Origin of the sequence: Microbacterium sp. CJ77 (assembly GCF_002911615.1) — a bacterium.
Taxonomy (GTDB): Bacteria; Actinomycetota; Actinomycetes; order Actinomycetales; family Microbacteriaceae; genus Microbacterium.
Map to the genome: position 1 here is coordinate 490,554 of NZ_PQBR01000023.1, position 25,598 is coordinate 516,151.

Here is a 25,598-nt window from a genome sequence, read left to right on the forward strand (position 1 = left end):
TCTATCCGCCGGTCGCGAGTTCCCGGCGCCGCATGAGGCCGAGCGACCCGACCGCCCCGACGGTGGTGGCGCCGAGCAGCCACCACAGCCCACGCGCATCCACGGTGTCGCCCTCGATGAGCGGAGCGATACCCACGGGCGAGAGGTCGGTGAGCCAGGCGGGGAAGCCGAACAGGGGGCCGAACAACCCCAGCACCATACCGAGCAGCACCAGCGTCCAGCCGAGAGCGATCGTGGCACGCGGTAGAGCGACGAAGATCAGGGCCGTGACGACGAGGAAGACGGATGCCGCGGCGATCTGCCCTCCGCCGACCACGGCGACGTCGCGCATCAGGGCGAAATCCCCGCCCTCACCGTTGACCGCCTGCCCGCCGATCCCGAGCGCCGCCCCGATGGCACCCGCGCCCACGACCGCCACGATCGCGACGAACCCGATCAGGAGATATCCGGCGAGCCACCGGACGCGGTGGACGGGTGTCGCGAGCAGCATCTCGGCGGTTCCCTGTGATTCCTCCTGCCGGGCTCGGCAGACGGTCTGCACGGCGGCGCACGCGGCGAGGACGCCGAGCATCGTGAAGAAGATCGTCACCGTCCCCTGCTCGATGTTGCCCGCACCCGCGATCTGTTCGAGCATCGCCTCGACCGTGGGGTTCGTGGACCCGACCTCGGCCACGATCGATGCGAGCGAGGTGGACAGTGCTCCGACGACGAGGCCGCCGACGGCCCAGCCGACCACGGCGCCACGCGAGAGTCGCCATGCGAGAGCGATCGGCGTCGAGAGCGCGCCGGATGCTTCGACGCGGCCCGCTCGCTCGGCGATGAAGCTCTCGCCCAGGTCGCGGGCGCTCTGCGCGAGCACGGCCCCCGCGATGAGCGTCAGAGCCACTGCGGCCGCGAGAGCGAGCGGAAGGGCGTTGTTCTCGGCGAAAGGACGTGTGTTCTCGGCCCACCCGAAGGGCGAGAGCCACGTGAGCGCCGAGCTGTCGATGCGCTGCAGGTCATCGCTCGGAGTGCCGAGTGCGTTGCCGATTCCGGCCGCGAGGAAGAGCGCCAGCAGCGTCCACACCGAAACCGCGTTGGCGGCACGGGACGTGCGGAAGAGCTGACTCGCACCGAGCCCGACTCCGAGAAAGACGAATCCGACGGACCCGGTCGCGGCGCCCGCGAGGATCGAGCCCGTCGGGCCGAGCCCCGCCGCGATGAAGCCCACGGCGACGAAGACGGCGAGCAGCACGTTCGACAGCGTGCCGTGGATGATGGTGGCGACGACCGGAGCGAATCGCGATGCGGGCGTTGCCGCGAGCATCTCTGCGCGCCTCGCCTCTTCGTCGCCGCGGGTGTGCCGGACGGCGAGGAATGAGCTCATGAACGCCGCGAGCAGGCAGAGCCACGGAAGGATCAGGAAGGTGATGAAGGCGCCCTCGTCGGCGCCGGACGGCAGGCCGCGGAACAACAGGATGACGGGGTTGGCGACCGCGGCCGCGAGCAGGGACGTGCGGTCTTGCGTGGTTCCGTACGATTCCGCGACGCCCACATAGGCGAAGAAGGCGAGCAGCGCCGTGCCGATCGTCCACATCGCCACCTGCGGGCGATCCCGCCGGATGCGCTGCGCGAGCAGCGCGCCGATCCCGTTCATCGGGGATCGCCGGCACGGGTCGCACCGCGCTCGCCGTAGTGGCGCAGGAAGAGCTCCTCGAGCGAAGGGGGAGCGATGTGCAGCCCCTGCACGTTCCGGCGAGCGAGTTCGGGGAGCACATCCGTGACCGCGTCGGAGTCGACCGTGAATCGCACGCGGCCGTCCTCGATGACGACGTCGTGAGCACCGGGGAATGCCACGTCGCCCGACGGCACCGGGGACGGCGCCTCGAACGACACCTCGGTGCGTGTGAGGTGGCGCAGCTGCGCGAGGGTGCCCGTCTCGACGATCTGGCCGGACCGGATGATGGACACGCGGTCGCACAGGTGCTCGACCTCGGACAGGATGTGGCTCGAGAGCAGGACCGTCGCCCCCGCATCCCGGATCCGCGCGATCTCGCGTCGGAACATGACCTCCATGAGGGGGTCGAGTCCGCTCGTCGGTTCGTCGAAGATGTACAGGTCGGCGGGAACCGAGAGGGCGGCGATGAGCGCGACCTTCTGCCTGTTCCCTTTGGAGTAGGCGCGGCCCTTCTTGCGGGGGTCGAATTCGAAGGCCGCCTCGAGCCGTTCACGCTCGGCTCGGAAGGCGGGGTCGCGCCGCCTCGCGCCGCGCAGTCTGGCGAGCAGGTCGACCGCCTCGCCGCCCGACAGGTTCGGCCAGAGGCTCACATCGCCGGGGATGTAAGCCACGCGCCGGTGGATCGCGACGGCGTCCCGCCACGGGTCGAGCCCGAAGACGGATGCTTCGCCCGACGTTGCGCGGGCGAGTCCCAGGAGTACCCGGATGGTCGTGGACTTGCCGGCTCCGTTGGGTCCGAGAAAGCCATGGATCTGGCCCTCGCCCACGTCGAGATCGAGTCCGTCGAGGGCTCGAACGCGCCCGTAGTGCTTCGTCAACCCGCGCGTGGTGACGACAGAGGAGATGGCAGCGGACATGCCAGTGAAGCTACACCTGTTTCATGAATGTGTGAATACTCGTGGAGCGAGCGCGAGCCATCTTCGCGGAGGCCGACATTGTCATGACTGTTTGTATACGCACGGTCGATTGCGCCACTGTGCATCGCACCCGCAGAGCGATTATGTATACAATGAATCGAGTCGACGTCCAGGAGGTGCGAGTCGTGCGAGCCAGTGACCGCGCCTACGCGACCCTCCTCAGCGAGATACAAGACGGGATCCTTCCGCCCGGCGCGGTTCTGGGCGAGGTCGAGCAGTCCACCCGGCTGGGCGTCAGTCGCACCCCCCTGCGCGAAGCACTGGGCCGGCTGGCCGCAGACGGCCTCGTCGTCCAGCAATCGCCGCGAGTGACGGTCGTTGCGGCGATCGACACCGCCGACATCCGTGCCCTCTTCGAGGTGCGTCGTGCGCTCGAAGAAACGGCCGCACGCCTCGCGGCCGTGCGGGGGGATGCGGCGACATTCGCCGAGCTCGCCCGTTCTTTCGGCGACGCGAACGTCACGGGAAGCGAGGGTGTCGAGGCCTACTACGCGCTCATCGCGCGCTTCGACCGTCAGCTCGACGACGCGGTCGCCAACGAGTTCCTCACCTCCGCGCTCCGAAACGTCCGCACGCACCTGGTGCGCGTCCGGCGCCTCGCGCGCGACAACCCCGATCGGCTCGCGGCATCCGCCGCCGAGCATCGTCTCATCGCCTCAGCGCTCGCCGTGCGCGACGCCGATCTCGCCGCCCATGCGACGCACGTGCATCTGCACAACGCCCTCGAGAGTGCGCTCGCCAACATCCCCGATTCCCCTCCGGAAGGCACCTCATGACACAGCTCCACCACGTTCGCGTCCACCGCAGCGACGAGAACCTCGCCCGCGAAGACCAGCTCGCATGGAAGATCGCCCAGGTCGCCACCGACCCGGTCGCGGTCGAGTCCGAGGTCGTCGACATGATCATCAACCGGGTGATCGACAACGCCGCCGTCGCCGCGGCCTCGCTGACCCGCGCCCCCGTGAGCGCCGCTCGGCAGCAGGCCCTCGACCACGCCGTCTCGGCGAACGGAAGCAGGGCGACGATCTTCGGGTGTGCGATCGAGCGCCGGACGAGTCCCGAGTGGGCGGCGTGGGCGAACGGCGTGGCCGTCCGCGAGCTCGACTACCACGACACCTTCCTCGCCGCCGAGTACTCGCATCCGGGAGACAACATCCCGCCCATCGTCGCGGTTGCGCAGCACGTCGGCGCGGATGGTGCCGCGCTCGTCCGCGGACTCGCGACGGGATACGAGATCCAGATCGACCTCGTCCGTGCGATCTCGCTCCACAAGCACAAGATCGACCACGTCGCCCACCTCGGCCCCTCGGCCGCCGCGGGGATCGGCACCCTGCTCGACCTCGACGCCGAGACCATCTACCAGGCCGTCGGGCAGGCGCTGCACACGACCACGGCCACGCGGCAGAGCCGCAAGGGCGAGATCTCGACGTGGAAGGCGCACGCCCCGGCCTTCGCCGGCAAGATGGCGGTCGAGGCCGTCGACCGCGCGATGCGCGGCGAGACCAGCCCCTCGCCCATCTACGAGGGCGAGGACGGTGTGATCGCCTGGCTCCTCGACGGAAAGGATGCGTCGTACGACGTTCCGCTCCCCGCTCCGGGTGAGGCCAAGCGCGGCATCCTCGATTCGTACACGAAGGAGCACTCGGCCGAATACCAGGCGCAGGCCTGGATCGACCTGGCTCGCAAGCTCCACGAGGCCCGCCCCGAGCTGGCCGACGCCGCGATGATCGAGAGCATCGTGCTGCACACGAGCCACCACACGCACTATGTGATCGGCTCGGGGGCGAACGACCCGCAGAAGTACGACCCCACGGCCTCCCGCGAGACCCTCGACCACTCGATCCCGTACATCTTCGCCGTCGCGCTCCAGGACGGCGGATGGCACCACGTCGATTCGTATACCCCCGAGCGCGCCCAGCGCCCCGACACCGTGGCGCTGTGGCAGAAGATCACGACCGCCGAGGACGCCGAGTGGACCCGCCGCTATCACTCCGAGGATCCGAACGAGAAGGCCTTCGGGGGACGCGTCGTGATCACCCTCACGGATGGCACGGTCATCGAGGACGAGATCGCGGTGGCCGACGCGCATCCGCTCGGCGCCCGCCCGTTCGCGCGCGCGGACTACGTGCGCAAGTTCCGCCTGCTCGCCGAGCCTGTGCTCGAGGCGGCCGAGATCGAGCGGTTCCTCGCTCTTGCCGAGCGGCTGCCCGAGTTGACCGCGGACGAGGTTCGGGAACTCACGATCGTCGCGAAGCCGGGTGTGCTCGAGTCTGCCCCGGCCCCGAGGGGGCTCTTCTGATGGCGACCGTGAGCACAACGTCGCAGATCCGTGCCACAGCGCGCTCGACCGCGCCCCGATCGACCGCCTCGAAAGCCGAATGCCGACGTTGTGCACGCGACGCCGCGGAGGGAAGCCGCTGATGCTGTACGCCACGACCCCGGCCGCCGAGAAGCGCCGCCTGTTCCGCGAGCGCCTCGCCACGGGCGAGCTGCTGCGCTTCCCCGGCGCGTTCAACCCCCTGAGCGCCCGGCTGATCGAGCGCAAGGGCTTCGAGGGCGTCTACATCTCGGGCGCCGTCCTCGCCGCCGATCTCGGGCTACCCGACATCGGGCTCACGACCCTCACCGAGGTCGCCGGGCGGGGTCAGCAGATCGCCCGGATGACCGAGCTGCCCGCGATCATCGACGCCGACACGGGGTTTGGCGAGCCGATGAACGTCGCCCGCACGATCCAGACGCTCGAGGACGCGGGCCTGGCCGGCGCCCACATCGAGGACCAGATCAACCCGAAGCGCTGCGGGCACCTCGACGGCAAGGCCGTCGTCGACGAGAACACCGCGATCAAGCGCATCCGAGCCGCGGTGGATGGACGCCGCGACCCGAACTTCCTGGTGATGGCGCGCACGGACATCCGCGCCGTCGAGGGGATGGACGCCGCGATCGACCGCGCGAAGGCGCTCGTCGACGCGGGCGCCGACGCGATCTTCCCCGAGGCGATGCGCACGCTCGAGGAGTTCGCGGCGATGCGGGCCGCGGTCGACGTGCCGATCCTGGCCAACATGACCGAGTTCGGCAAGAGCGAGCTCTTCTCGAGCAACCAGCTGCGGGACGTCGGCGTGAACATCGTCATCTGGCCCGTATCGTTGCTGCGCATCGCGATGGGCGCGGCGGGTCGCGCCCTCGACACGCTGAACGATGAGGGGCACCTCGCCGGAAAGCTGGACGAGATGCAGCACCGCGCCGACCTGTACGACCTGATCGACTACGAGCAGTACAACCGTTTCGACACCAGCGTCTTCAACTTCACCATCACGAAGGAGTGACCATGACCGATATCGACATCAAGAAGGGCCTGGCCGGAGTCACGGTCGACTACACGGCCGTCAGCAAGGTCAATCCCGAGACGAACTCGCTGCTGTACCGCGGCTACCCGGTGCAAGAGCTGGCGGCGACCCAGCCGTTCGAGGCGGTCGCCTACCTGCTGTGGCACGGAGAGTTGCCGGATGCCTCGCAGCTCGCCGAGTTCGAGACGTTCGAGCGCTCGCAGCGCGACCTCGACGAGAACGTGAAGCGGGCGATCGACCTGCTGCCCCTCGACTCGCACCCGATGGACGTCGTGCGCACCGCGGTCTCGATGTTCGGCGCGGCCGCGGCGGACGTCGCCGACAACTCGCCCGCCGCTGACCTGGCGAAGGCGAAGCTGCTGTTCGCCAAGATCCCGGCCATGGTCGCCTACGACCAGCGCCGCCGCCGCGGGCAGGAGCTGGTGCCGCCGCGCGCCGACCTGGACTACTCGCGCAACTTCCTCTGGATGACGTTCGGCGAAGAGCCCGACGAGGTCGTCGCGCACGCGTTCAACGTGTCGATGATCCTGTACGCCGAGCACTCGTTCAACGCTTCCACGTTCACCGCGCGCGTGATCACGAGCACGACGGCCGACCTGTACTCGGCGGTCGTCGGCGCGATCGGTGCGCTCAAGGGCGCGCTGCACGGCGGAGCGAACGAGGCGGTCATGCACATCTTCGACGAGATCGGCAGCGCCCAGAACGTCGTGCCGTGGCTCGACGACGCCCTCGCCAACAAGAAGAAGATCATGGGTTTCGGGCACCGCGTCTACAAGAAGGGCGATTCGCGCGTCCCGACCATGAAGACGGCGCTCGACACCCTCATCGAGCACTACGGCGCGACCGACCTCGCGGCGCTCTACGACGCGCTCGAGAGCGAGTTCGTCTCCCGCAAGGCCATCTACCCGAACCTGGACTACCCGTCCGGGCCGTCGTACCACCTGATCGGATTCGACACCCCCACCTTTACGCCGCTGTTCGTCGCCTCACGCGTGACGGGCTGGACCGCGCACATCATCGAGCAGACCGCCTCCAACGCCCTCATCCGCCCGCTGTCGGCGTACAACGGGGTCGACGAGCGTCACATCGAGGGCTATGTGCCGAGCGAGGCCGAGCTCGCGGTCGCCGAGCGGGCGGCCGAGGCCGGCTGAGCGAGGTCCCCCGCCGGCACGGCTGATGCCGCGGGGGAAGACGGGGTCCGCCGAATAGACTCGAGCGGAAGGAGTGGGCCCCATGAAGATGCCGCTGCCGTTCACCCGCACGGCATGGCCGGGGGTCGCGGCGTCGAATCGGGCTGCCCGCCGACCAACGACGCAGCCGCCGCCCCGCCGCATTCGCGGTCTGACGCGTGGCCAGTGGTTGCTCGCCGTCACCGGCGGCGCCATCGCGGTTCTCTTCGCGACGGGCATGATCATCGCGCTGGCCCGCTGGATCGTGAGCCTCGACGAGGTCCGGGCGTTCCTGGCGACCTATCCCGGCGCGTACGCGCCGACGGTGGCCGTCGCGCCGGGCTTTCCCGCGTGGGCGCAGTGGCAGCACTTCTTCAATGTCTTCCTGATGGTGCTGATCATCCGCACGGGGTGGCAGGTTCGCACCGAGAAGCGTCCGGCCGCGTTCTGGTCGCCGCGTTCCAACAAGAAGCGCCGCATCAGCCTGAACCTGTGGTTCCACAACGCCCTCGACCTGCTGTGGTTCGTCAACGGCGTGATCTTCGTGGTGCTGCTGTTCGTGACCGGGCATTGGGTGCGCCTCGTGCCGACGAGCCTCGAGGTCTTCCCGAACGCCCTCTCGGCGGCGCTGCAGTACGTGTCGCTGAACTGGCCGACCGAGAGCGGCTGGGCGAACTACAACAGCCTGCAGCAGCTGGCGTACTTCACGACGGTGTTCGTCGCGGCGCCGCTCGCCGCCGTCACGGGAGTGCGGATGTCGGGGGTCTGGCCGAAGAACACCGCCACCCTGAACCGGGCTTTCCCGATCGAGTGGGCGCGGGCCCTGCACTTCCCGGTGATGCTGTACTTCGTGGTGTTCATCGTCGTGCACGTCACCCTCGTCTTCGCGACCGGGGCGCTGCGCAACCTCAACCACATGTACGCCGGAAACGATGGGCTCGGCTGGGCCGGTTTCTGGATCTTCGCCGCCTCGACGGCCGTGATCGTCGCCGCGTGGGTCGCGGCGCGTCCCGTCGTGATCGTGCCCATCGCCCGCTTGTTCGGCAAGGTCAAGTCCCGCTGACGTCGCCCGCCGCCACAGGGTGTTTCGCCGCAGATGGGTGTTTCGGCGGCGAGGGTCGGCGGCCGGCCCGTCCGGGGGTTATCCCCCCGAGGAGTTTCCGGATGCCTCGGGCGCGCGCCGCGCAGGCCCAGGCCTACCGTGGACCTATGTCCAGCACAGCCCTGACCGCCCCGGCCACCGCCGCACCCAGCCGGTCGCCCATCGCCTCACCGGGGCGTGTGTCGCTCTCGGCCCTCCACCTCGTCACCCTCGGCATTGTCGGTCCGGTCGTCTTCACGATCCTGATCACCCTGCTGAGCGTCGGCCTGAGCCTCGTGCTCGTCGTCGGCATCGGCCTGATCTTCCTGCTCGCGTTCGTCTACTCGCTCTTCGCGATCGGATGGCTCGAGACGGCGCGCATCGACGGCCTCTACGAACTCGGCCTTCCCGCCCGTCGCGCCCGAAGGAGCGCCAAGACCGGGTTCGGCGGGTTCCTCCACACGATCTGGCTCCAGTTCATCGACGCGGGGATGTGGCGCGCCGTTGCGAACGCCGCGATCGCAACGGTTCTCGGCCTGATCGTGCTGGGATTCCTCGGATTGCTCACCTCGGGAGTCGTGCTGGCGTTCGCGCCCCTCTTCGCGGACGTCGAAACGGTTCCGCTCGGCAACACGGGCGTCGAGGTCGGCGTCGCGTGGGCCGTTCCCACCGGCATCATCGCGGCGATCTTCTCACTCGCGGCGATCGTGGGCCTGGCCATCCTGCAGGGGGTCATCGCGCGGTCGATCCTCGTTCCCTCCCGCGAGGCGCAGCTCGTCGAGGCCGCACGCACCTCCAACGTGCAGCGCGCGGGTGCCGTTCGGGCGGCCGAGGTCGAGCGGACGCGGATCGAGCGCGACCTGCACGACGGGGTTCAGCCCCGGCTCGTCTCGGTCGGCATGACCCTGGGGCTCGCCCAGCAGAAGGTCGACGACGACCCGGCGGCCGCGAAGGCGCTCATCGCCGAGGCGCACACGTCGACCAAGGCGGCGATCACCGAGCTGCGGCAGCTCGCCCGAGGCATCCACGCCTCCGTCCTCGACGATCGCGGCCTCGACGCGGCACTGTCGGCCCTCGCCTCGCGCTCGCACATCCCGGTCGTGCTCGACGTGCGCCTGACCGCGCGATGCAGCAAGACGGCCGAGGCCGCCGCCTACTTCGTCATCGCCGAGTCGCTGACCAACGCCGCCAAGCACTCACGTGCGAGCGAGGTGCGAGTTCTCGTCCGCGAACGCGAGGGCGGGATGCTGTGGGCCCGCGTCGAAGACAACGGCATCGGCGGTGCGCACGTCACCCCGGGCGGGGGCATCGACGGCATCTCGCAGCGGGTGATCGGGGCGGGCGGTTCGTTCCGCCTCGACAGCCCGGCCGGCGGACCGACGACCGTAGAGGTGAGTGTGCCGTGCGCATCCTGATCTGCGAGGACTCGGTCCTGCTGCGCGAGGGACTCGTGCGACTGCTCGAGGATGCCGGTCACACCGTCGTCGCGGCCCTTCCCGACGCGGCAGAGCTGGATGAGCGGGTGGTGACGGATGCGCCGGAGCTCTGCATCCTGGACGTCCGGCTGCCGCCGACGTTCACCGATGAGGGCATCCGCGCCGCGCTGCGCCTGCGCGCGGCGCACCCCGATCTGCCGGTGCTCGTGCTCTCGCAGTACGTCGAAGAGCGCTACGCGACCGACCTGATCGCGGGGGAGGGCGGGGCCCTGGGTTACCTGTTGAAGGACCGCGTGGCCGATGTCACCGAGTTCCTCGAGACGGTGGCCCGCATCGGCGCCGGAGCCACCGTGTTCGACCCCGAGGTCGTCGCGCAGCTGCTCGGGCGTCGTCGCCGGGACGAACGGATGCGCCGGCTCACCGAACGCGAACGCTCGGTGCTCTCGCTCATCGCCGAGGGCAACTCGAACCAGGCCATCGCCCGTGCGCTGCACGTCAGCGAGGGCAGCGTCGAGAAGCACATCACGGCCGTCTTCCAGAAGCTCGATCTCGAGCAGGACGATTCCGGCAATAGGCGCGTGCTGGCCGCACTCGCCCACATCGAACACGGCACCCCCGCGCACCGCGGCGACACCAACTTTGGGGACGCCCCCCAGACAGGAGCACTCCGATGACCGACCAGCTCACACCCCCGGCCCCTCCCGCGCCGCCCGCACCCCCGACGGGGCCCGAGAACGGATCCGGCCCGGTCCCGCGGCCAGCCGCGCAATCGACCGCACAATCGGCCAAGGTGGTGGCGATCCTCACCGCGTCGCTCGGTGGGGTGATCGCCCTCGCGCTCGTGGGAAGCACCGTGATCTCGACGATCGCGTCCGCCTCGGTCCGCACCGAGACCCAGGTCGTCGACGCCGCCGGTGTCGACGAGCTCGATATCGACGTATCGGCGGGGTCGCTCCGCATCGACTACGCGGACGTCGACGCGGCCTCGCTCGACGTCACCGGCGGGTGGGGCAGCGCCCGGTGGACGCTCGAACGCGACGAGGATCAGCTCGTCGTGTCGTCGCCCGATTGGGCCTTCGGTGGAGCCTGGCTCTTCGGCGGCAACGTCCGCGCCACGCTGACGCTGCCTCGCGAACTCGAGAACAGGGCGCTCGACGCCCAATTCACCGTCTCGGCCGGTGATCTCGACGCATCGGGTCGTTACGGCGAGCTCGATGTCGAGCTCGGGGCCGGCGCGGTCAACGTCTCGGGTGCGGCGCGCACGGTGAGTGCGGACATCAGCGCCGGACGCGCAGACCTCGATCTGACCGATGTCCAGACCGCCGAGCTCACCCTCAGCGCGGGTCGACTCGACGGTCGATTCGACGGGTCGCAGCCGCGGCTCGTCGAGGTGAACGTCAGCGCGGGATCGCTGAACCTGGCCCTGCCCGAGGGCGCCTACGACCTCACGTCGAGCGTCTCGGCCGGCCAGCTCGACAACCGCCTGGACACCTCGGCCTCGGCTTCGAGTCGTATCGCGGTGGAGCTGTCGGCGGGTCAGATCATCCTGCGCAGCGCCGACTGAACTCAGCGGACGAAGCGGACTTCGGTGATCGTCTCACCCAGGAACGGCTCCTCGTGCGAGACGCCGTCGAGGGTGAATCCGTTGCGGTGATAGAACCGGTGGGCGCGGGGATTGTCGTCCGCGACCCAGAGGTACGCGCGCTCGTTCTCGGGAACGACGGCGTCGAACAGGCGCTGTCCGATGCCGGTCCCGTGCCAGGCCGCCAGTAGGTAGAGGAAGTACAGCTCGCGCGGACGCGGGGCGTCGTCGTCACGGGCGGGGCCCGCCCCGGCGAAGCCGACGATCTCGCCGTTCACGAGGGCGGCGTACTGCACGTAGTCGGGGCCCTGGTTCATCCAGTGCGTCCACAACTCGGCCATGCGGCGAGCGGACACACTTTCGAGCGCGGCCCGGCTGATCAGGTGGTCGTAGGTCTCGTGCCAGCAGGTGGCGTGGACCCGACCGAGGGCCTCGGCATCAACATCACGGACGGGGCGGACGACGACGTCGGTCTGGAGCTCTGCTTCCATGGCGAGACTCTACGTCAGCCTCTCGCGCGGGGGAAATCGGAGGTGCGCGACTCCCGCCGAGAGGCTGACCTCGCGGGCCGAACTGTCGGAAGTCCACAACGGATCCCCGATTGTGATGGGTGAAGGGGTACCGTCACGCTTCGTGAATGTGATCTGGCGCACGCTTCTCGTCATGCTCGCCGCGCGTCGTCGGTTGCGCCGCGACGGGCTCCTTCCGCCGACGACGGTCGGACGCATCCGTCTGCGAACGCTCCCCACCGATATCGATGTGCTGCGGCACATGAACAACGGCCGGTATCTGTCGCTCTTCGACCTCGGACGCTGGGACCTGCTCGTCCGCACGGGGCTCGCCGACGCGATGCGCACGCACGGCTGGTACGCGGTGGTCTCGAGCGAGACGATCACCTTCCGCAAGTCGCTCGACCTGTGGCGCCGCTTCACGCTCGAGTCGCGCCTGATCGGCCACGACGACCGCGCCATCTACCTCGAGCACCGGGCCGTCGTGGACGGTGAGATCTATGCGCGCGCGATCATCCGCGCCCGCATGCTCAAGCGGTCGGGCGGATCCTTGGGGCACGAGGAGCTGTTCGCCGCCGTCGGGCGCCCGGAGGGTCTGCCCGAGGTTCCGGACTGGGTGCACGAGTGGGCCGCGGCATCCGCTCTGCCCTCACCGCGCGCCGAGGCACCCAGCGACTGGGGATAGCGGGCGTCCGCAGATCGACGCGCCGGGCTGAGCCGGGCCGCTCCGAGGGCGCGGACGTAGGCTGAGGAAATGCCGCCTCTCGAGCCGAATCACGCGTCGCCGGGGCACGCGGACACCCGCGAAGCCGAGGCCGTCCGTCTGGCCGAGAAGTGGGTCGCGGAGTCCGCCGAGAGCACGGTCGATCCCTCCGCGCGGCGGCTGGCCGGAATTCTGGGCGACCGCAACGGCCTGCCCTTCACCGTGGGGTTCGTGGACGGCGTCATGCGCCCCGAGAGCCTCGTCGCCGCCGCATCCCATCTTCACCGCGTCGCCCCGCTCGTCCCCGAATTCCTGCCGTGGTATCTGCGCGCCGCCGTCCGCGTCGGCGGTCAGATCGCGCCCGGGCTACCGGCCCCGGTCGTACCCATCGCGCGGCGCGTGCTGCGCGAGATGGTCGGGCACCTGGTCGTCGATGCACGCCCCGCGAAGCTCGGCCCGGCGATCCAACGGTTGCGGGCCGACGGTGCCCGTCTGAACCTCAATCTGCTCGGCGAGGCCGTGCTCGGCGAGGGTGAGGCGCGACGGCGTCTCGAAGGCATCCACGAACTGATCCTCAGGCCGGACGTCGACTACGTGTCGGTGAAGGTCTCGGCGATCGTGTCGTCCGTCTCGCTGTGGGCGTTCGATGACACGGTCGACCGGGTCGTCGAGCGTCTGCTGCCCCTGTATCTGAGCGCGGTCGCGGATGGCACCTTCATCAATCTCGACATGGAGGAGTACCGCGATCTCGACCTGACGATCGCGGTGTTCACGCGGCTGCTCGAGGACCCCCGCCTGGCATCGCTCGAGGCGGGCATCGTGCTGCAGGCCTACCTGCCCGACGCGCTGCCCGCCCTACGCGAGCTGACGGCGTGGGCCCGCGTCCGTGTCGCCGCGGGAGGGGCGCGCATCAAGGTGCGGCTCGTGAAGGGCGCGAACCTCGCCATGGAGCGGGTCGACGCAGCCCTGCACGGCTGGACGCTCGCGACCTATGACAGCAAGCTCGACACCGACGCCAACTACGTGCGCTGCCTCGACGAGGCGCTTCGCCCCGAAGCGACCGCCGCCGTGCGACTGGGCGTCGCCGGGCACAACCTCTTCGACGTCGCGTACGCGTGGTTGCTCGCCGGCGAGCGCGGGGTGCGTGACGACGTCGACATCGAGATGCTGCTCGGGATGGCGCAGGCGCAGGTCAAGGCGGTCGAGCGCGAGGTCGGTCGCGTGCTGCTCTACGTTCCCGTCGTCCGGCCGGACGAGTTCGACGTCGCCATCAGCTACCTCGTCCGTCGACTGGAAGAGAGCGCGTCGAGCGAGAACTTCCTCTCGGCCGCGTTCGATCTCGATCACGACCCCGCGCTCTGGCAGCGCGAGCGGGCACGCTTCGGATCCTCGATCGCCCGGGCATCCAAGGCATCCCTCGCCGTCGGTCCGCGTCGTCGCCCGCGGGCCGACGTCTCGACCCGGCCCCCGGTCGACTCCGGTGACGTCGATCTGGACGAAACGCTCCCGGCGATCCGCCGCCCCGCACTCGGCGGGCCGAACGCCGAGCCCGATGCCGGGCTCACGCAGGTCGTGCTCGGAATCGCGGAAGGGGCCAACGCGGGCACGCTCGGCGAAACCGCTGCCCCCGCACCCTCGCCCTTCCGTTTCGGCGACGACCTCGTCGAGACCGCCGTCTACGCACCGCGCGAGAAAGGGGCGGATGTCCCGGCGCTCGGTTTCGCCAACGCCCGATTCGCGAACGCCCGGGACTCCGACCCGTCGCTGCCCGAGACCCGTTCCTGGGCGGCTGGGGTCCTGGCCCGCGTGCCCGGGTCTGAGGCGGGTATCCGCACGATCCTCGCCGCCCGGCTCGACTCCGAGACCCGGCTCGACGAACTCGTCGCCCGCACGCGCGAGGCCGGGGCGGCGTGGGGGGCGCGTCCGGCGGCGGACCGGGCCGCGGTCCTGACGAGGGCGGCATCCGTCCTCGAGGCGCGTCGCGGTGACCTGATCGAGGTCGCCGCGGCCGAGACGGGAAAGATCTTCGCCGAGGCCGACGTCGAGGTGAGCGAGGCCGTCGACTTCGCGCGCTATTACGCCGCGTCCGCGCACGAACTCGACGCCGTCAGCGGTGCGGTCTTCGTCCCCGCGCGGCTGACGCTCGTCACACCGCCGTGGAATTTCCCGCTCGCCATCCCGGCGGGCGGCGTGCTGGCGGCGCTCGCCGCGGGGTCCGCTGTGGTCTTCAAGCCCGCGCCCCAGGCGCGCCGCTGCGCCGCCGTGCTGGCGGACGCGCTGTGGGATGCCGGGGTGCCGCGCGATGTGCTCGCGCTCGCGGACATCGACGAGGGCGGCCTCGGTCGCCAGCTCGTGGCGCACGACGGCGTGGATCGTGTCATTCTGACCGGCTCGTGGGAGACGGCCGCGCTGTTCCGCTCGTGGCGCCCCGACCTGCCGCTGCTGGCCGAGACGAGCGGCAAGAACGCGATGATCATCACGCCGACGGCGGATCTCGACCTGGCGGCGCGCGACCTCGTCCGCAGCGCTTTCGGGCATGCGGGCCAGAAGTGCTCGGCGGCGAGCCTGGCGATCCTCGTCGGGCCGGTCGCGCGGTCCCGGCGCTTCGCCCGGCAGCTCGTCGACGCGACCGCCTCACTCCGCATCGGGATGCCAGAGGACCCGCGGTCCGACGTCGGCCCCCTCATCGAGCCGCCGACGGGCAAGCTCGCGTGGGCGCTGACGACGCTCGACGACGGCGAGCGCTGGCTCGTGCAGCCCCGGCCCCTCGATGACGAGCGACGCCTGTGGACCCCCGGCATCCGTACCGGCGTGGAAGACGGGTCACGCTTCCACCGCGAGGAGTTCTTCGGACCGGTGCTCGGGATCATGCGCGCACGGTCGATCGAGGACGCGATCGAGCTGCAGAACGCCGTCGACTACGGACTGACCGCGGGGCTCTACACGCAGGACCCCGCGGACCTGGAGCGTTGGCTCGAGAGCGTCGAGGCGGGCAATCTGTACGTCAACCGTGGGATCACGGGAGCGATCGTGCGGCGTCAGCCTTTCGGCGGGTGGAAGCGGTCCTCCGTGGGTGCTGGCACGAAGGCGGGTGGGCCGAACTACCTCATCGGGCTCGGGTCGTGGCGTCCCTCGGCGGGTGGGGCGCGCTCGGCGTCGCTGCACCTGCGGGGACTCGACTCGCGGCTGACCGCGATCATCGAGGCCGCACAGGCCACGCTCGACTACGAGGCCTTCGAATGGCTGCGACGGGCGGCGCTGTCCGACGCGATCTCGTGGGACCGGGAGTTCGGTCAGGTCCGCGACGTCTCGCGGCTGGGTGTCGAGCGCAATCTCTTCCGCTACCGGCCCGTGCCCGTGGCCGTGCGCGCGACGGGCGATGCCGACTGGCGCGCCGTGTTGCGGGTGATCCTCGCGGGTGTCCGCGCCCGTTCGCGCTTCTCGCTGAGCGCCCCGGTTGCCCTGCCGCCGGCCGTGCGGCGCGTTCTCTCGGAACTGAACGTGGACGTGCGTGTCGAGACCGACGCGCAGTGGATCGAGCGGATGGCTGTCCGCCCCGTCGGCGGGTCCGCCCGGTCGGCCGCCACGGCGGACGATGCGCCCCCCGCGCCCGAAACGCGGGCCCGCCTGATCGGATCACCGGCCGCCGTCGTGTCGCTGCGCACAGCGCTCGCCGAAGCCACCGGCGGCAATCCCGACCTCGCCGTGTACACGGATGAGGTGACGACGGCGGCTCGCATCGAGCTGCTGCCGTTCCTGCACGAACAGTCGATCTCGATCACGGCGCACCGGTTCGGTACGCCGGACCCGTGGAGCGAAGCCGTCATCTAGCATCAGCGGCGGAAGCGGACGAACGGTCGGATGCTTCGGACGCCTGGTCGGGCGCCGGCCCTCGGACTCTGCGAGGCTCGAACCGTGACATCGACCCCATCCGTCCCCACCGCTTCCGTTCCCACCGCATCGCCCTCGACCGGATCGAACCCGAACGTCGCGCCCGGGCGCTTCCGCGTGCGCTACGGCGCTCTCGTCGTTGCGATGATGCTCAGCTTCGTCCTCGTGACGGCCGAGTTCCTGCCGAACGGCCTGCTCACCGACATCGCGGCCGGGCTGGGGGTCACGCCGGGTCAGGCGGGACAGATGGTGACGGTGACGGCGCTCGTGGGCCTCTTCGTCGCGCCGACGATCGGTCTGATCTTCCCGCGCCTCGACCGGCGGAACCTGCTGGTCTGGCTGGCGCTCTCGGCCGCTCTGTCCAACGCGATCGTCGCCATCGCGCCCAACCTGCTGCTCGTGCTGGCGGCGCGGTTCCTGCTCGGGGCCGCGATCAGCGGATTCTGGGCCATGTCGATTGCGGTCGCCGCACGTCTCGCCGGCCCCGACAACGTCGGCCGCGGTGTCATGTTCACATCGGCCGGGGTCTCGCTCGCGACAGTAGCCGGGGTGCCGATCGGCGTGCTGATCGGCGAGGCCTTCGACTGGCGGGTCACGTTCGCCGTCTGCGCGGCCGTGACGGGTCTGCTCGCGATCGTGCTGGCGCTGGTGGTGCCGTCGATCCCCGCCGCGACGTCGGCCAGCATCGCGCAGCTGATCGACACGATTCTCCGTCCCGGCGTGGCACTCGGCTTGGCGGGTCACCTTCTGGTCGTCCTGGGGCACTTCATCGCGTACTCGTACGTCCGCCTGGCGCTCGAGCGGATGCCGGATGCCGATGCCACCACGATCGTCGTCCTGCTGGGACTCTTCGGCCTGGGCGGGCTGGTCGGCAACGTGATCGTCGGGATGATCGTCGACCGCACGTACGCGGTGCTGTGCGTCGGCGTGCCCGCCGTGATCGCCCTGATGCTCGCCGGGATGATCGGTCTGTCCGGCTCGATCGTCGCGATCGGCGTCGTCTCCTTCGTCTGGGGCGGCCTGTTCGCGTCCTGGCTCATCATCGTCAACACCTGGGTCGGACACCGGATGCCCGATCGGCTGGAGCCGGGCGGTGGGCTCGTCGTCGTCGGCTTCCAGCTCGCGATCGCCGTCGCCGCGGGCGTCGGCGGCCTGCTGGTCGACGCGAGCGACGTCGTCGCGGTGTACGGCGTGGGGATCGTGGCGCTGCTGGTCGGCGCGGTCCTCTTCGGGCTCGCGAACCGCGTCCCGCGGGCCTCCCGCTCGGTGAACGCTCCCTCCGCGCGCTGAGCGAAACCACGCCCCCGACGAATGGGTGCGCTCTCCCGGGGTCGTCGTTGCGGCCGGACGTTCGCTCAACGACCGAGCGGTGCTGCGATCGTGCCCCGCTGCATCGCGACCCACGTCGAGGGGGTGACGCCGATGTGCTCGCGGAAGCGCCGGCTGAACCCCTCGGTCGAGGCGTATCCGAGTCCGGCGCCGACCTCGGCGACGGATGCCCCCGCGCCCAACATCCGCATGGCGAGGGCCATGCGGGTCTGCGTCACGAACCGGGCCGGAGAGACCCCGTAGTGCTCGCGGAACGCCGCCGCGAATGCCGAGCGTGACATCGCGCCGACGCGCGCGAGAGTGTCGACCGTCCAGGCGCGCCCCGGGTCCGCATCGACGGCGGCGACGACCCGGTCGAGGTGCGGATCACGGTCCGCGGTCGGCCAGCCCCGGGGTGCGCACCCGAGTTCGAACCACACGCGGATGACCTCGAGCAGGAGCATCCGATGCATGAGGAGGCAGATGACCGGATTGCCCGGGCGCGCGACGCCGCTCGGCTCGCCCAGGTGCTGCGCCAGTTCGCCCGCTGCCGGGCCGCGCTCGCGGAAGCCGACCACGGCGAGCATCGAGGGCAGGGCCGCGGCGTGGCGCAGGGATGTCTCGGCCAGTCGCAGGTGCGAGACCACCACGTGGGCGTCGTCGAGGGATTCGAGGTGCAGCACGTCGTCACCGCAGGTGAGGAGCGCGTCGCCGGCGCTCAGGATCTCGTCTGCCCGATGGGTGATGCTCGGGCGCGTGACACAGGCGGTCGCGACCGCGCGCTGCGAGAAGCGCACGGTGCCCTCCAGCACGACGATCAGGGTCATGCCGTCCGTCGCGGTGTGGTGCGCTCCACGTTCCAGCCTCAGGCGGACGGATTCGGCCTCGGTCACCTCGAGCCCGGAGAGCACCTGCGCGAGGCCCTCGGGCTCATTCGACAGATGCGCCGCGGCCTCGTTCGTCCGATGCATCGACACGAGAGCGAGAACCGTCGTGCGGCCGTGGACATTCCCGCGTCCGAGCTCTGCGCCGAATCCGCTCATCCCTGCGCCCGCGACGCTGAGCCTTCGGATAGATAAGGAAATTATCTTTCTAGACCTCGCCCCGTTCACGCATCACGATGTGTGTGGGGGGATGAGGACGCCGTCCGGATTCGGGCTCGACGGCGGGTCTCTCTCGTTGAGTGATCAGCGCACCCCGGCCGCCCGCAATCTGAGCCGGGCGGCCGGGGTGCGCGGTCCTCGGGCGATCGTGGCCTTCGCGGACGCGAGCTTTCGGCCGGGCGAACGGCTATTCGTCCACGGGAACGGTGAAGCCCTCGATCATGCCGAGGATGCTGAGGCCGAACAGCGTCCACTGCCCGCTCGGAACCTCTGCGCCCTCGGGGACCTCGTACATCGGGTGATTCAGACCCTCCGCGGCGCGAATCGCGAAGCCCTCACCGAGCGCCGCCATCGCCTCGGTGAAGTCCACGATCGTCAGCGGCTCACGCATCCGGCGCCCGTAATGCCGCATCAGGGCTCCGTAGAGACCGGCGAATGCGTCGATCGAATCGCGATGACGCACCGCGCTCGCCGCGCGCAGCTCGGGCCACGCACCCGCGGCCGTTCGCAACGCGAGCGCGGTGATGAAGGCGTGCGAGTCACGGGACTCGGGTTCGAGATGGAACTTCGACGAGTAGGTGACCTGGTCGAGCGCCGCCGCACGGACGACCTCTACGAGCGGTCCGTTCGCGGCGAGGATGTCGCGGATCGCGATGTTCGCGCTCGTGACGGGCGGGGCGAAGCGCACGCCGACCATCGCCACCGCGAGGTCGCGATGGAAGTCGTCCTGGTCTGTCCAGATCCGGTAGGCCGCGCCGGTCGTCAGGCCGACGATGCGCAGCACCTCCTGCAGGCGGACGTGCTGCACGCCCGCGGTGACCCCGCGCTCGAGCAGCAGCTGGATGGCGGCCTCGAGGATGAGGCTGCGGGTTTCGTCAGCGGTACGGCGCGTCATGCCCCTACCCTGGCAGGACTCCGCCGCGATAGGCTCCGACTTCTGGATATGTAAACAAAACTTGACACGGCCGTCGGGTCTCGTTAGCGTGGCCAATGTCAATAATTCCTGACATTGGAGTGGATCGTGGTCTACGAAGAACGCAACACCTGGGTCGGGCTCATCGTCAGCGTGGTGGGGCTGACGGTCTATGTGCTGCTCGTGTTGCAGCAGGCGGGGGAGGGGCCACTGACCGATGTCGTGTGGTGGCCGATCATGCTGTGGACGATCCTCGGCAGCATCGTCGCATCGATCGTGATCAGCATCCTCTGGGGGATCCTCGCCGGAGTGCGTGATCGTGACGGCGTCGGGAAGTCCGATCAGCGCGACCGGGACATCGCTCACATGGGCGGCCGGGTCGGCCAGGCGTTCCTGGTGATCGCGGGACTCGGCGTGATCGTGCTGTGCGCCCTCGAGGCGGACTGGTTCTGGATCGCGAACACGATGTTCTTCGGTTTCGCCCTCTCGGCGTTCGTCGGCGGGTTGGCGAGCGTCATCGCCTACCGGCGGGGACTTGCCTGATGGTCAAGCCCACGCGCGTGACCAACTCCATCCGCGCCATCCGCGAGGGGGCCGGGCTCACGCAGGCCGAGCTCGCGGCGCGGATCGGGGTGACGCGACAGACCCTGATCGCCATCGAACAGGGCAAGTATTCGCCGAGTCTCGAGCTCGCGTTCCAGATCGCACGCGTCTTCGGGGTCGGCCTCGACGACGTCTTCCAGTACCCGGCCGATCACGCGGTGAAGGAGCAATCATGACGGATGCAGTGGACACCTCTTCCATGGCCGCCTGGTGGCAGTCCGCGTACGGCGGTCCCGAGGTCGTGAAGCGCGAGCGGACGCCTGTGCCCGAGCCGGGCGCGGGCGAGGTGCTGCTGCGGGTGCGGGCAACGGCGCTGCATGCCGGTGACGTGCACGTCATGCGCGGGGAACCCGTGTTGGTGCGGGCGTTCTTCGGGCTCCGTCGGCCGCGGATCGCGACACGGGGCATGGATGTCGCCGGAACTGTCGTCGGCCTCGGGCCCGGGGTGGCGGGGCTCGCGGTGGGCGACGAGGTCGTCGGCGAGATACCCGGCGGTGGGCTGGCCGAGTACGTGATCGCACCGGCCGCGCGGGTTGTGGCACGGCCGGAGTCGATCGATGCGGTGACCGCGGCCGCCGTGCCCGTCTCTGCGGGTACGGCGTGGCAGGCTCTCGATCTTGCGGGCGATCGGGCGGGTTCGGGCCGCCGGGTGCTCGTCATCGGCGCGAGCGGCGGGGTCGGTACCTACACGGTTCAGCTCGCCGCCCTCCGCGGTGCCGAGGTCTGGGCGATCTGCGGTGCCCGCAACGAGCGGCTGGTCGCCGACCTCGGCGCGATACGCACGTTCGACTACGCGCGCGTGGACGCCGGAGCATCGCCGCCAGAATTGCCCGCGGCATCCTTCGACGCCGTCATCGACATCGTCGGCGCGGCACCGTTACGTGCGCTCCGCCGACTGGTGGCGCCCGGGGGGTGCGTCGTGATGGTGTCGGGCGAGGGCGGGCGAATCCTCGGCCCGATCGGGAGGATGCTGCGCGCCGGGCTGCTCTCGCTGGGTCGCGGCCCCCGACTCCAGCCGCTCGCGGCGACGGCGAAGCCCGCGATCACCCGGCAGCTGCTCGCGCTCGTGGGGGAGGGCCGGTTGCACCCCGTGATCGAGCGGACGTATCCCCTGTCCGACGCGGGAGCGGCGCTCGCGCACGTCGACGCGCGCCACACGGTCGGCAAGGTCGTCGTCACGGTGCCCTGAGCTGCCGTCCCCGCTCGCGAGAGGACGCCAACATGCCGTGAAGCCTCGCGCCCGCGCGGCATGTTGCGTCGTCTCGGCGGGATGTTGCGGTGTGCCGGGCTGTCGCGCTGGTGGGGTGGTGATCGCGCTCCACCGCCCGGGGTGAGAGAATGCCCGTGGCGTGTTCGAGTCGACCTTTCCTCGCAGTTCCCCCGGGAGCCCGAGTCGAAGGGCCGCCGAACCTCAGGACAGCGTCCGCCGCACCTCTACCCCAGGAGCAGAGATGTCGACGCACCCCGTTTCTCCCGCAACAGTCCCCGCAGACGAGCCCACGACCCAGACACCGGATGCAGGCCGCACCGCGCAGCACCGCCGGTACCTGATGTGCCGGCCGGATCACTTCACGGTCAGCTACAGCATCAACCCCTGGATGCGGCCGGAGCGGCCCACCAACACCGAGACGGCCCTGCGGCAGTGGCAGACCCTTTATGACACGTACATCTCGCTCGGGCACGAGGTCGAGCTGATCGATCCCGTTCCGGGCCTGCCCGACATGGTCTACACGGCCAACGGCGGATTCCTGATCGACGGCATCGCGTACGGCCCGAAGTTCCGGTTCGCCGAGCGTGCGCCCGAGGGAGCGCACTTCGACGCCTGGTTCGCCGCCCACGGGTTCGCACTCGTCGAGGCCGTCGAGGTCAACGAGGGCGAGGGCGACTTCCTCCTCGTCGGCGATACGATCCTCGCAGGCACCGGCTTCCGCTCGACCGGCGACAGCCACCGCGAGGTCGGCGAGGTCTTCGGACGCGAGGTCGTGAGCCTGACGCTCACGGACCCGCGGTTCTACCACCTCGACACCGCGATCGCCGTGCTCGATCCCGTGCAGGGAGCCGAGCGGGGAGGACCCGATCACGCGAACATCGCCTACCTGCCGCAGGCGTTCGATGCCGCGAGCCAGGCGATCCTCGCCGAGCGCTACCCCGACGCGATCCGCGTCTCGGAGGCCGACGGAGACGTCTTCGGGCTGAACTCGGCCAGCGACGGCCTGAACGTGCTGATCTCGCCGCGGGCCACCGGCTTCGAGGCCCAGCTGCGCGAGCGGGGCTACAACCCGATGCTGATCGACCTGTCCGAACTGCTGCTGGGCGGCGGCGGTATCAAGTGCTGCACGCTGGAACTGCGCGGCGCGGACGAGCAGAGGGGACGACGGTCATGACGAATCTCGACACCGCGAGCATCCGGGTGGTGACGCTCGAAGACGAACACCTCGCCCACAACTACCACCCGCTGCCGGTCGTGATCGCGCGGGGCGAGGGCGCGTGGGTGACGGATGTCGAGGGCAAGCGTTACCTCGACCTGCTGTCGGCCTACTCGGCGCTCAACTTCGGCCACGGGCATCCGGCGATCCTCGAGGCCGCGCGCGAGCAGCTCGGGCGCCTGACGCTGACGAGCCGGGCGTACCACAACGACCGGCTCGGGCCCTTCGCCGCCGCCCTCGCCGATCTCGCCGGCAAGGACATGGTCTTGCCGATGAACACGGGCGCCGAGGCCGTCGAGACGGGCATCAAGGTCGCGCGGGCGTGGGGGTATCGCGTCAAGGGCATCGCCCCGGATGCCGCGACCATCATCGTCGCCGACGGCAACTTCCACGGCCGCACGACGACGATCGTCGGCTTCAGCGACGATCCGCAGGCGCGCAGCGACTTCGGGCCGTTCGCGCCGGGCTTCGTGAGCGTCCCCTTCGGGGACGCCGCCGCGATCGAGGCCGCGATCGACGAGAACACCGCGGCCGTGCTGATCGAGCCGATCCAGGGCGAGGCGGGCGTCATCGTCCCGCCCGAGGGATACCTCCGCGCGGTGCGCGAGATCACCGAGCGCCACGGGGTCCTGATGATCGCGGACGAGATCCAGTCGGGTCTGGGCCGCGTCGGCACGACCTTCGCCTGCGATCGCGAGGGTGTCGTGCCCGACGCGTATCTGCTCGGCAAGGCGCTCGGCGGAGGCGTCCTGCCCCTCTCGGCGGTTGTGGCGAACGCCGACGTGCTGGGCGTCATCCGGCCCGGTGAGCACGGATCGACGTTCGGCGGCAACCCGCTCGCCGCCGCCGTGGGCCTGCGGGTGGTCGAGATGCTCGAATCGGGCGAGTTCCAGGAGCGCGCCCTGGCGCTCGGTGAGCACCTCGGAGCGCGGCTCGAAGACCTGGTCGGCTCGGGCGTCACGGCGATCCGCCGGGCGGGGCTGTGGGCCGGCGTCGACATCGATCCGGCCGTCGGCACGGGGCGCGACATCGCCGAGCGTCTGCTCGCGCGCGGCGTGCTCGTGAAGGACACGCACGGGCAGACGATCCGGATGGCCCCGCCGCTCGTGGTGCGCGCGACCGAGCTCGACTGGGCGGTCGAGCAGCTGCGGGTCGTGCTCGCCGACTGACGCCTTCCGGTTCATGCTCGACATCGAGTGCGCCGCTTACTCGCGAGCCCGCCGGTGACCTACCGCGTGGAACGGGCTATCTCGGTGACAACCGGCGCACTCGGCGGGTCGCGCAGCCTCGACGAGTGAGACTCAGCTGACGCGGATGCTCAGCTCATCCCAGCCCGTCGCCCCATCGGGCACGACGCCCTGCACGTCGCTCGTCTGCGTCTCGCCATCGACGTTCGTCGCGCGGCAGCGGATCGTGTGCTCGCCGGATGTCGCGGCCCACGTCAGGCTCCACTGCACCCACGTGTCGTCCGAGATCGCGGTGGCGAGCGTCGCGTCCTGCCAGTCGCCGCCGTCGATCTGGACCTCGACACCCGAGACCCCGACGTGCTGCTGCCAGGCGACCCCGGCGATCACGGTGTCACCCGCCGCGAGCACCGAGCCGGTGCGGGGGACGTCGATGCGCGACTGCAGCTTGACCGGGCCCCGTTCGGACCATCCGCGGTCGGTCCAGTAGGCGGTCGCGTCCGCGAAGGTGGTGACCTCCATCTCGACGACCCACTTCGTCGCCGACACGTAGCCATACAGGCCCGGAACCACCATGCGCACCGGGAAGCCGTGCTCGGCGGGCAGCGGCTGCCCGTTCATCCCGACCGCGAGGATGGCGTTGCGATCGTCGGTCAGCGCCTCGATCGGGCTGCTGGCCGTGAATCCGTCGACCGACCGCGACAGCACCATGTCTGCACCCGCTTTCGGGCGCGCGCGTTCGAGCAGTTGGCGGATCGGATAGCCGAGCCACAGAGCATTGCCGATCAGATCGCCGCCCACCTCGTTCGAGACGCAGGTCAGGGTCGTCACGCTCTCTTCCAGGGGCAGCGCGAGCAACTCATCCCAGCCGATCGTGACCTCTTGCTCCACCATGCCGTGGATGCGCAGCGACCACTCCGCGGGGTCGACCTGCGGCACGATCAGGGCCGTATCGATGCGATAGAACCGGTCGTTCGGGGTGATGACGGGCGTCAGCCCCTCGATGTTCAGCTCGGCACCGGCCGGGACCGGTGCGGCCGTCGTCGAGGGGGTCGGCAGGCGGATGGCGTCACGGACGGCCGTCGCGGCCCGACTCCCGGCACGCGCCGCGCTCGAGCCGAGGGCGGCGAGTGCGCCGATGGCCGCCGCGCCACCGCTCCAGATGAGGAACGAGCGGCGATCCGGCTCAGACGTGCGCGTCGGCGCCTGGCGAGTCGTCGCGTCATCCGCCGCATCCGTCGCGCTGGCGGTCGAGCGCGCGGGCAGGCGCCGGATGAGCATGCCGAGCGCGATGGCCGCGGCCGCGGCCGAGACCACCGAGGGGACCCACGACGCTCCGGTGGCGTTTGCCCGCGTCATCGCGGCCACCGCCCCGAACGCCCCGAGCGCGAGGACGATCACGCGACCCCACGGTGGTCGTCGTGCCTCGAGCAGTCCGGCCGCCGCGGCGATGAGGGCGAGGACGATCGCGATCCCGGTCAGAAGGGCGATCTTGTCGAGCGTGCCGAACAGCGCGATCGCGAGGTCCTTGGCCCACGGCGGGGCGAGGTCGATCATGAGCGAGCCGATGCTCGCGGTCGGGCTCGCCGTGGGCGAGAAGATCGCCGCCGCCAACTCGCCAAGTCCGGCGCCGAACGCGACCGCCGCGACGCCCGCCCATCCTGCCGATACGCGGCCCGGCGCGCGGTCGCTGTGCGTCATGGTGAGAGCTT

Annotated in this window: 22 protein-coding genes; 16 read left to right on the plus strand and 6 right to left on the minus strand. The window is 70.2% G+C overall.

Features of this window, described 5'->3' with window-relative positions; translation table 11 throughout:
• Position 1: 1 nt before the first annotated feature.
• The gene (locus C2868_RS14210) at positions 2-1,636 is read right to left on the minus strand and encodes an ABC transporter permease (protein ID WP_103663503.1); all 1,635 of its coding nucleotides are present in this window, start codon (positions 1,634-1,636) and stop codon (positions 2-4) included.
• The gene (locus tag C2868_RS14215) at positions 1,633-2,574 is read right to left on the minus strand and encodes an ABC transporter ATP-binding protein (protein ID WP_103663504.1); all 942 of its coding nucleotides are present in this window, start codon (positions 2,572-2,574) and stop codon (positions 1,633-1,635) included. The genes C2868_RS14210 and C2868_RS14215 overlap by 4 nt, the downstream gene beginning before the upstream one ends.
• Before the next feature lie 185 nt (positions 2,575-2,759).
• Here C2868_RS14215 and C2868_RS14220 point away from each other — a divergent pair, with 185 nt between their 5' ends.
• From C2868_RS14220 to C2868_RS14255, 8 genes are all read left to right on the plus strand, one after another.
• Positions 2,760-3,410 carry a GntR family transcriptional regulator gene (locus C2868_RS14220; protein ID WP_181003472.1) on the plus strand — a complete coding sequence of 217 codons (651 nt, stop codon included), beginning with the start codon at positions 2,760-2,762 and terminating at the stop codon, positions 3,408-3,410.
• Positions 3,407-4,933 carry an MmgE/PrpD family protein gene (locus C2868_RS14225; RefSeq protein ID WP_103663506.1) on the plus strand — a complete coding sequence of 509 codons (1,527 nt, stop codon included), beginning with the start codon at positions 3,407-3,409 and terminating at the stop codon, positions 4,931-4,933. Before C2868_RS14220 ends, C2868_RS14225 begins: the two co-directional genes overlap by 4 nt.
• Positions 4,934-5,054: 121 nt before the next feature.
• Positions 5,055-5,957 (plus strand): methylisocitrate lyase, encoded by a 903-nt coding sequence (prpB, locus tag C2868_RS14230; protein ID WP_100812864.1) that lies wholly within the window; start codon positions 5,055-5,057, stop codon positions 5,955-5,957.
• Positions 5,958-5,959: 2 nt separating this feature from the next.
• Positions 5,960-7,129, plus strand: a complete 1,170-nt coding sequence (locus tag C2868_RS14235; RefSeq protein ID WP_100812773.1) for a bifunctional 2-methylcitrate synthase/citrate synthase — start codon at positions 5,960-5,962, stop codon at positions 7,127-7,129.
• 82 nt (positions 7,130-7,211) lie between these two features.
• A complete protein-coding gene (locus tag C2868_RS14240; RefSeq protein ID WP_100812774.1) occupies positions 7,212-8,210 on the plus strand; it encodes a cytochrome b/b6 domain-containing protein in 999 nt (332 codons plus the stop codon).
• Positions 8,211-8,356: 146 nt separating this feature from the next.
• Positions 8,357-9,643, plus strand: coding sequence for a histidine kinase (locus C2868_RS14245; protein ID WP_100812775.1), 1,287 nt, complete (start codon positions 8,357-8,359; stop codon positions 9,641-9,643).
• Positions 9,631-10,338, plus strand: coding sequence for a response regulator transcription factor (locus C2868_RS14250; RefSeq protein ID WP_100812776.1), 708 nt, complete (start codon positions 9,631-9,633; stop codon positions 10,336-10,338). The genes C2868_RS14245 and C2868_RS14250 overlap by 13 nt, the downstream gene beginning before the upstream one ends.
• Positions 10,335-11,228 carry a hypothetical protein gene (locus tag C2868_RS14255; RefSeq protein ID WP_100812777.1) on the plus strand — a complete coding sequence of 298 codons (894 nt, stop codon included), beginning with the start codon at positions 10,335-10,337 and terminating at the stop codon, positions 11,226-11,228. The genes C2868_RS14250 and C2868_RS14255 overlap by 4 nt, the downstream gene beginning before the upstream one ends.
• Positions 11,229-11,230: 2 nt before the next feature.
• Here the strand turns inward: C2868_RS14255 and C2868_RS14260 are convergent, their stop codons facing one another.
• Positions 11,231-11,737 carry a GNAT family N-acetyltransferase gene (locus tag C2868_RS14260; protein ID WP_100812778.1) on the minus strand — a complete coding sequence of 169 codons (507 nt, stop codon included), beginning with the start codon at positions 11,735-11,737 and terminating at the stop codon, positions 11,231-11,233.
• Between the two features lie 142 nt (positions 11,738-11,879).
• On the opposite strand from C2868_RS14260, the gene C2868_RS14265 reads away from it, so the two are divergent.
• From C2868_RS14265 to C2868_RS14275, 3 genes are all read left to right on the plus strand, one after another.
• A complete protein-coding gene (locus tag C2868_RS14265) occupies positions 11,880-12,440 on the plus strand; it encodes a thioesterase family protein (protein WP_100812865.1) in 561 nt (186 codons plus the stop codon).
• 69 nt (positions 12,441-12,509) lie between these two features.
• Positions 12,510-16,289, plus strand: coding sequence for a bifunctional proline dehydrogenase/L-glutamate gamma-semialdehyde dehydrogenase (locus C2868_RS14270; RefSeq protein ID WP_100812779.1), 3,780 nt, complete (start codon positions 12,510-12,512; stop codon positions 16,287-16,289).
• Positions 16,290-16,373: 84 nt separating this feature from the next.
• Positions 16,374-17,639 carry an MFS transporter gene (locus tag C2868_RS14275; RefSeq protein WP_232711387.1) on the plus strand — a complete coding sequence of 422 codons (1,266 nt, stop codon included), beginning with the start codon at positions 16,374-16,376 and terminating at the stop codon, positions 17,637-17,639.
• 65 nt (positions 17,640-17,704) lie between these two features.
• Here C2868_RS14275 and C2868_RS14280 read toward each other — a convergent pair whose 3' ends face one another.
• Together C2868_RS14280 and C2868_RS14285 are read right to left on the minus strand one after the other, a co-directional pair.
• Positions 17,705-18,700 carry a helix-turn-helix transcriptional regulator gene (locus tag C2868_RS14280; protein ID WP_100812781.1) on the minus strand — a complete coding sequence of 332 codons (996 nt, stop codon included), beginning with the start codon at positions 18,698-18,700 and terminating at the stop codon, positions 17,705-17,707.
• A 247-nt stretch (positions 18,701-18,947) separates the two neighbouring features.
• Positions 18,948-19,655, minus strand: coding sequence for a hypothetical protein (locus C2868_RS14285; RefSeq protein WP_100812782.1), 708 nt, complete (start codon positions 19,653-19,655; stop codon positions 18,948-18,950).
• Between the two features lie 126 nt (positions 19,656-19,781).
• On the opposite strand from C2868_RS14285, the gene C2868_RS14290 reads away from it, so the two are divergent.
• The 5 genes from C2868_RS14290 to rocD all read left to right on the plus strand — a co-directional run bounded on the left by C2868_RS14290 (position 19,782) and on the right by rocD (position 23,871).
• Positions 19,782-20,216 (plus strand): hypothetical protein, encoded by a 435-nt coding sequence (locus tag C2868_RS14290; RefSeq protein ID WP_100812866.1) that lies wholly within the window; start codon positions 19,782-19,784, stop codon positions 20,214-20,216.
• Positions 20,216-20,452 carry a helix-turn-helix transcriptional regulator gene (locus C2868_RS14295; protein WP_100812783.1) on the plus strand — a complete coding sequence of 79 codons (237 nt, stop codon included), beginning with the start codon at positions 20,216-20,218 and terminating at the stop codon, positions 20,450-20,452. The genes C2868_RS14290 and C2868_RS14295 overlap by 1 nt, the downstream gene beginning before the upstream one ends.
• Positions 20,449-21,465 carry an NAD(P)-dependent alcohol dehydrogenase gene (locus C2868_RS14300; protein WP_100812784.1) on the plus strand — a complete coding sequence of 339 codons (1,017 nt, stop codon included), beginning with the start codon at positions 20,449-20,451 and terminating at the stop codon, positions 21,463-21,465. Before C2868_RS14295 ends, C2868_RS14300 begins: the two co-directional genes overlap by 4 nt.
• 262 nt (positions 21,466-21,727) lie before the next feature.
• Positions 21,728-22,660, plus strand: a complete 933-nt coding sequence (gene ddaH, locus C2868_RS14305) for a dimethylargininase (RefSeq protein ID WP_100812785.1) — start codon at positions 21,728-21,730, stop codon at positions 22,658-22,660.
• Positions 22,657-23,871, plus strand: coding sequence for an ornithine--oxo-acid transaminase (gene rocD, locus C2868_RS14310; protein WP_100812786.1), 1,215 nt, complete (start codon positions 22,657-22,659; stop codon positions 23,869-23,871). The genes ddaH and rocD overlap by 4 nt, the downstream gene beginning before the upstream one ends.
• A gap of 132 nt (positions 23,872-24,003) precedes the next feature.
• Here rocD and C2868_RS14315 read toward each other — a convergent pair whose 3' ends face one another.
• Positions 24,004-25,587 carry a molybdopterin-dependent oxidoreductase gene (locus C2868_RS14315; protein ID WP_100812787.1) on the minus strand — a complete coding sequence of 528 codons (1,584 nt, stop codon included), beginning with the start codon at positions 25,585-25,587 and terminating at the stop codon, positions 24,004-24,006.
• Positions 25,588-25,598 lie beyond the last annotated feature (11 nt).